This is a genomic window from Pseudomonas sp. Root562 (assembly GCF_001427125.1).
Classification (GTDB): domain Bacteria; phylum Pseudomonadota; class Gammaproteobacteria; order Pseudomonadales; family Pseudomonadaceae; genus Aquipseudomonas.
Genome location: NZ_LMGK01000020.1, coordinates 488,756 through 494,862, shown reverse-complemented (window position 1 = coordinate 494,862; position 6,107 = coordinate 488,756). Strand labels below are relative to the sequence as shown.

General features: G+C 62.7%; 3 protein-coding genes and 1 pseudogene. 2 read left to right on the top strand and 2 right to left on the bottom strand.

Features of this window, described 5'->3' with window-relative positions:
- Positions 1-2,408: pseudogene (locus ASD60_RS15800) on the bottom strand (type IV secretion protein Rhs); the annotation flags it as partial.
- A complete protein-coding gene (locus ASD60_RS15795; RefSeq protein WP_442966007.1) occupies positions 2,327-4,213 on the bottom strand; it encodes a DUF6531 domain-containing protein in 1,887 nt (628 codons plus the stop codon). The gene ASD60_RS15795 and the pseudogene ASD60_RS15800, both read right to left, overlap by 82 nt.
- Before the next feature lie 244 nt (positions 4,214-4,457).
- Here ASD60_RS15795 and ASD60_RS15790 point away from each other — a divergent pair, with 244 nt between their 5' ends.
- On the top strand, positions 4,458-5,153 hold the full coding sequence (locus tag ASD60_RS15790; protein ID WP_056854884.1) for an HAD-IA family hydrolase: 696 nt from the start codon (positions 4,458-4,460) through the stop codon (positions 5,151-5,153).
- Positions 5,154-5,234: 81 nt separating this feature from the next.
- Positions 5,235-5,969: a thioesterase II family protein gene (locus tag ASD60_RS15785; RefSeq protein ID WP_056854883.1), complete on the top strand. Its 735-nt coding sequence runs from the start codon at positions 5,235-5,237 to the stop codon at positions 5,967-5,969.
- Positions 5,970-6,107 lie beyond the last annotated feature (138 nt).

Below are 6,107 nucleotides of genomic sequence, written 5' to 3'. Positions count from 1 at the left end.
AGGTAGCTGCGGTAGTGGCTTGGGCTGCTTTCGGCGATGAGGTGGTCGCCTTGCCAGAAAAACGCCGTGGTCTGGCCGTCGACGGTCTTGCTGATGCGTCGGCCGAAGGCGTCGTAGCGGTAGGACGTTTCGCGGCCGTCGGGGGCGGTGAAGCCGATCAGGCGGTGCTGGCTGTCGTAGCGGTATTCGCGCAGGTCCTGGCCGCGGCGTTCGCCGATCAGGTTGCCGWAGGCGTCGTAGCGGTAATGCCGGTCGGCGTGGCGCAGCAGGCGGTTGCCCTTGAGGTGCCAGGGGCCGGGGCGGTCGTGGATCAGCAGGTTGCCGGCCGGGTCGTGGCTGAAGTGTTCCGGGKCCTGCCCGCGGGCGTGGCGCACGTGGGTCAGGCGGTCGAGCGGGTCGTACTGGTAATCGCGCTGGCCGTGGCGGGTGTCGGCGACCTGTGCGAGGTTGCCGTTGGCGTTGTAGGCGTATTCRCGACGGTACAGCGGACGCTGCTGCTGGCTGACGGCGTGGGCCTGCAAGCGSCCCTGGTCGTCGTAGGYAAAGTCGCTGTGCAGCACACCGTGCTGGCGCTGCTGTTCGCGGCCGCCGACAAAGCGGTGGGTGGTCAACCGCGAGCCGTTGAGGTCGATCGCCGTCAGYGCCCCGCCYTGGGCGCGGTGATACGTGAGGCGGCTGTTGTCCGGCAAGCGCAGGTGCTGCAACTGGCCGCMGGCGTCATAGCCATACCGCAGGGTGCCCCAGCCCTGATGCTCGGTGATCAGCCGGTCGTGGGCGTCATACKCGAACTCCAGCGGATGGTCCTGACCGTCGTCGACGCTGACCAGCCGCCCCAATCCGTCGTAGCGGTACTCGACCTTGGCCCCGTCGGGCAGGGTCTTGACCAGCAGCCGTCCGGCGCTGTCACGCTGGTAAGCGGTAATGAGCTGCGAGCCGTCATCGCCGAACTCGGTTTTCTCCAGCAACTGGCCGTTGAGGTCGTAGGCGTAGGCGGTGCGGCGCCCGTCGAAGCCGGTTTCCTGTCGGATCAAGCCCGTGGGCGTGTAGTCCAGCCGATAGGTRTCGCCGACTTCGTTTTCGATTTCGGTGAGCAGCAGCTGGGCGTGCTCGTAGCGGTACCTGAGCGTGCTGCCGTCGGGGTTGATCCGCCGACTGACCARGTGCAGRTCGTCGGCGTATTCAAARCGGGTGACCCGCCCCAGTTCATCGGTTTCAGCGGTGATCTGGCCGTAGGCGTTGTAGCTGTAACGACGGCTGGCGCCTGTGGGAAACGTGGTCTGCAGCAGTCGGCCGACGGCGTCCCACTGGTAACGCGTAATGGCACCGAATTCATCCTGAACCGTCGTCCGGCGCCCCCGCGCATCGTAGGCATACTGCCGGCGTGCGCCGTCGGGCAGGGTTTCGCCGAGCAAYTGGCCGAGGCCGTTCCACTCGAACACATGCCGGCTGTGGTCCGGATACCGGATCGTCAGCAGCCGTCCCTGCGCGTCGTACTCGTGGTAGGTGCTCTGGCCGTCGGGGTCGATCAGCCAGGTCAGATCGCCCTGGGCGTTGCGTTGATAGGTCCACTTGGCCTGGCCGCGATAACGGGCATGCAGGAAACCGTTGCGGTACTCGTAGGACGTCGGCTCGCCTTCCGGCGGAATCAGCGCGATCARCCGYCCGASYTCGTCGTAGCGGTATTCAGTGACCGCACCGAGGGTGTCCTGCTCGGCGATCAAACGACCCTGGGCGTCATAGGCCTTGCGCTGTTCGCCACCGTCGGCCGCGACCCGCCGCACCAGGCGCGCGCGGTCGTCGTGGGCGTAGGTTTCCTCGCTGCCGTCGGCGTGCCGGAGCAACACGCTGCCGTCGTCGCCCCARACATAGCGCGTGTCCATCTGGGCAAACGAGGCCCAGTGRCGGATGCAACGGGCGGCCTTGCCGGACTTTTCCCACTCCCAATAGAAACTCGCACCCCCGGCCAGCTGCCGTTGCAGGATGACGTGCTGTTCGTCGTAGTCGTAGCGCTCGCTTTCGCCGGCGGCGTTGCKGGCCTCGATCAAGCGCCCGCGGGCGTCRTAGCGGTAGCTGACCAGCGTCTGCTCGGTGCGCCAGRCCGGCGGCTGATCGCCCGAACAATCAAAACGCTGGTAGTCGACGGCGATCAAATGGCGACGCTCATAACGCAGCAGCAAGCCACGTCCGGCGCCGTTATCCAGACGCTGGATGCGCTGGGAAATGTCGCGCTGCACGGTCAGACGWTTGCCATAGGCATCGCTGATCGCACTCAGGCGCCCGCCGACAAAGTGATAAAAGCGCGCCGCCTCACCGGCCAGGGCGACGATCAGCTCTTCGGGCGCATCACCGAGGTAAATCGCCGCCCGCGACAGGCTGTTGTGRATYGCCGGGCGGGCCGCGCTGGGCAAGGGAAACGGCGTGCGGCGGGTTTCGGCATCAACCCACACCACCCCTGGGAAATGTCGCGCTGCACGGTCAGACGATTGCCATAGGCATCGCTGATCGCACTCAGGCGCCCGCCGACAAAGTGATAAAAGCGCGCCGCCTCACCGGCCAGGGCGACGATCAGCTCTTCGGGCGCATCACCGAGGTAAATCGCCGCCCGCGACAGGCTGTTGTGGATCGCCGGGCGGGCCGCGCTGGGCAAGGGAAACGGCGTGCGGCGGTTTTCGGCATCAACCCACACCACCGTGTCGCCGTCGATCTCCAGGCGCTGGCCCAGTGAATGGCTCCAGCCAAAGCCCAGGCCGCTGTCGATCTCCACCGCGCTGGTGCGATACAAACGGGTGAATTCGAACGGCAGCACCCCATCCAAGGAACCGTCGCTGAGGGTCAGCAGTTCTTCGCCGGTGACCAGCGACACCGGGCAGCCATGGGTGGCGGTGCGGTCGGCGGCGTCGGCGCTGTCGCCGTTGGGGTTTTTCGCTTGCGCAGGGACATCATCCTGATGTTCCTGGCGAGCCAGACGGGTCATGGCTGCGGACTTGTTACGAGCGATGGCGACGGGGTTGTCCACCAGCACATCTGCCGACCCTGTCGGGCTGATGCGCATTGGCACCGCAGGCGCGGGTTTCAGGGGCGCGTTGCGGACATTGATCACCACGGGTTTGAGAGCGCCCGCGTGGCTGGACAGATCAGAGCGGCGGGCCAGTTCGGCCAGGCGCAAACCTGCTGCTGCGAGCCATCGTCGGGTGCGTTCGGACTTGATCTTCGCCAGCACCTTGGTGCTGATGCCGAGACCCAGGCCGGCAGGACCGGTCAAGCGCACGAGCAGGAAACTGATCAACAACTCTGTACGAATTTGCGCCACGACTTCAGCGATGTACTGCGGCGGCAACATCCTCAGCCAACTGGTGAACGCCGCCAGATGAATGAACATCAACGGCTCGTCGCTCAACACCAGCAACACGTTGGCGATCGCTTCCGCCGAGGCGTTCAGCAGCGTGGCGAGTTCGACTTCGCTCAGGTATTGAAGGAGTTTTTCACTGTTGGCCTGCAGGTCCGCCATTAGGGCAAAGACCTGCTTCACGTCATCCCATAGACCCTGCAGCGCTTTCTCGAACCCAAGCCAGTCCGCTTGCTGCAACAGGCCGTAGCGCTGGATGAAATCCGCCTCGGAAAAGTGGCTCCACTGCGGTTCAAACTCGAGGGTCCATTCGTTGCGCAGCCAGCCTTCCAACTCACCGACAACGTCCTGGTAAGAGTCGTACAGCGCTTTGACGTGTTCGCGGGTTACGTTGGGAAAAAAAGTGATGCGGTAGCGCTTGCCACGCCAGCAATCAGGGATTTTGAGGATGCCGCTCGGGCCAATGGTTTGATGGATCGGCTCGCCGTATTTCGCGCCGTCGGCACCTTCGGATATCAACGGTTCGAGCTTGACCGGGGTATTGCCGATGGGCACGAAGCGCGCGGCTTCGAACATGTGCACCAAGGTCAACGGGCCGCTGGCGGGGCACGTGGCAACCGTGGAGCTGACGGGTGTGGTGGAGTTTTTCGGGGCGCTCAGGCGGATTTCGTTGCCGACCTTGAACACTTGCTCGACAGCCAGTGTCCCGCCAGTCCAGAAATTTTCCGCCCAGGATTGATAGTCGTTGAGGCATAGGCGGAAATCACCGAGCACCGCTTCGACGTCCGGTCGCTGCGGGTTCATGGCAGCGACCACCAGCAGGCCGATGGTGTTGTTCAAGGCCAGCAGCTTGTCTGGATCAAACATTCGCGGGGTTTCGCCTGGAGAAATAGGCGGGAAACTTTGCGTTGGATCAGGTGCGAAAGAAGTCGGGAAAATTGGAGTTTTCTGTAGGGCGAATCGCTAAATCAGTGTCGCCGCTTCGTCATGGGGCGGGTTTTGCCCGTTGCCCTGGGGCTGCCACGCTCGCTATGCTGCTGAAACCTTTAATCCATCACGGAACGGCCGCACCTGAGCCGCCTGGGATATCGTTCAATACGGATCAGATGCGATGAATGCACCGCTGAAAGAATTCGGCCCGATCAAGGCCGTGATTTTCGATATGGACGGCTTGTTGCTGGACACCGAGGGCATTTACACCGAAGTCACGGCTCTGATCGCTGCACGCTATGGGCGAACTTTCGACTGGAGCCACAAGCAGAACATCATCGGTCGTGGCGCGGGTGATCTGGCGCGCTACGTGGTCGAGGCGCTGGAGCTGCCGATCAGTGCCGAGGAATTCCTGGTGATCCGCGAACCTCTGATGCGCGAGCGTTTTCCTACAGCGCAGGCAATGCCTGGCGCACAGGAGTTGGTTCGGCATCTGAAGGCGCACAACATTCCGATTGCCGTCGGCACCAGTTCTTCGAGCCAGTCGTTCGGTCAGAAAACCACGTTGCATCGCGACTGGTTTGCCTTGTTCGATTTCATCGTCACCGCCGATGACCCGGACGTGGGCGCGGCCAAACCTGCACCGGATATCTTTCTGACTGCCGCGCGGCGCCTGGGCGTTGCTCCCCGGGATTGCCTGGTGTTCGAAGATTCACCGTTCGGTGTCACGGCGGCGAAGGCAGCGGGGATGACCGCGGTCGCGATTCCGGACGCGGCCATGGCTGACGAAAAGTACGCACACGCCGATGGCATTCTTCGTACGCTCAAAGCCTTCAAGCCGGGCGCCTTTGGCTTGCCGGCTCTGGAATGGGCCTGACATCTGTAGGCATTTGATCGGCGACTAATTCCAGGCGTACTTCATCCGTTCTCTGAACAGACAACTTTTGAGGTACGTCCGGTGACCCCGCTGACATTGCTGTGCCTGCCTTATTCTGGCGCGAGCGCCATGGTCTATAGCCGCTGGCGGCGCAAACTGCCGGAGTGGATCAAGCTGCAACCGGTGGAATTGCCGGGGCGTGGCGCGCGCTACGGCGAGCCGTTGCACACCGACATGCGCCGCCTGGCCCTGCAATTGGCCCACGAACAAAAAGCCATGCTCAAGGCACCGTATGCCTTGTTCGGCCATAGCCTGGGTGCCTTGCTCGCCTGTGAGATGGCCCATGCGTTTCGTTCGCTGGGCGTTGCGGAACCGGTGGCCTTGTTCGCCTCCGGCACCGCGGCGCCAACCATGCGTCTGGAATACGACCGTGGTTTTGCCGAGCCGAAAACCGATGCCGAATTGATCGAGCAACTGCGCAGCCTCAATGGCACCCGCGAAGAAGTGCTGGCCAATCAGGAACTGATGAGCCTGACACTGCCGATCCTGCGCGCCGACTTCCAGCTCTGCGGACGTTTCGAGCCGATCCAGCGACCACTGCTCAAGTGTCCGGTGCACGTACTCGGCGGCAAGGCAGACCGAGCGACCACCGAGCAGTTGATCGGCTGGAGCAAGGAAACCCACGGCAGCTTTTCCTTAGACATGCTCGCTGGCGGGCACTTCTTCATTCATGAGCATGAAGCCAAGGTACTCAAGGTGATCAAGGATCAGCTCGACGTTCATCATCGACGGCACGCTATGGCCGTCACTGCCTGACCCCGATTCTTGTAGGAGCAAGCTTTGCTCCTACCGGTTTTTGGGGTGGTCAGTTTTCTGTTATCGCCCTCGTTTTATCTCTCTTCTGATAGTTGTTCTCATTCGCTAATTTTTCCGGTCTGCATTCGTTTTATAGGG

Coding starts and splice junctions, on each gene's coding strand:
- ASD60_RS15790 (WP_056854884.1), top strand. CDS start 4,458: ATGAATGCACCGCTGAAAGAATTCGGCCCGATCAAGGCCGTGATTTTC.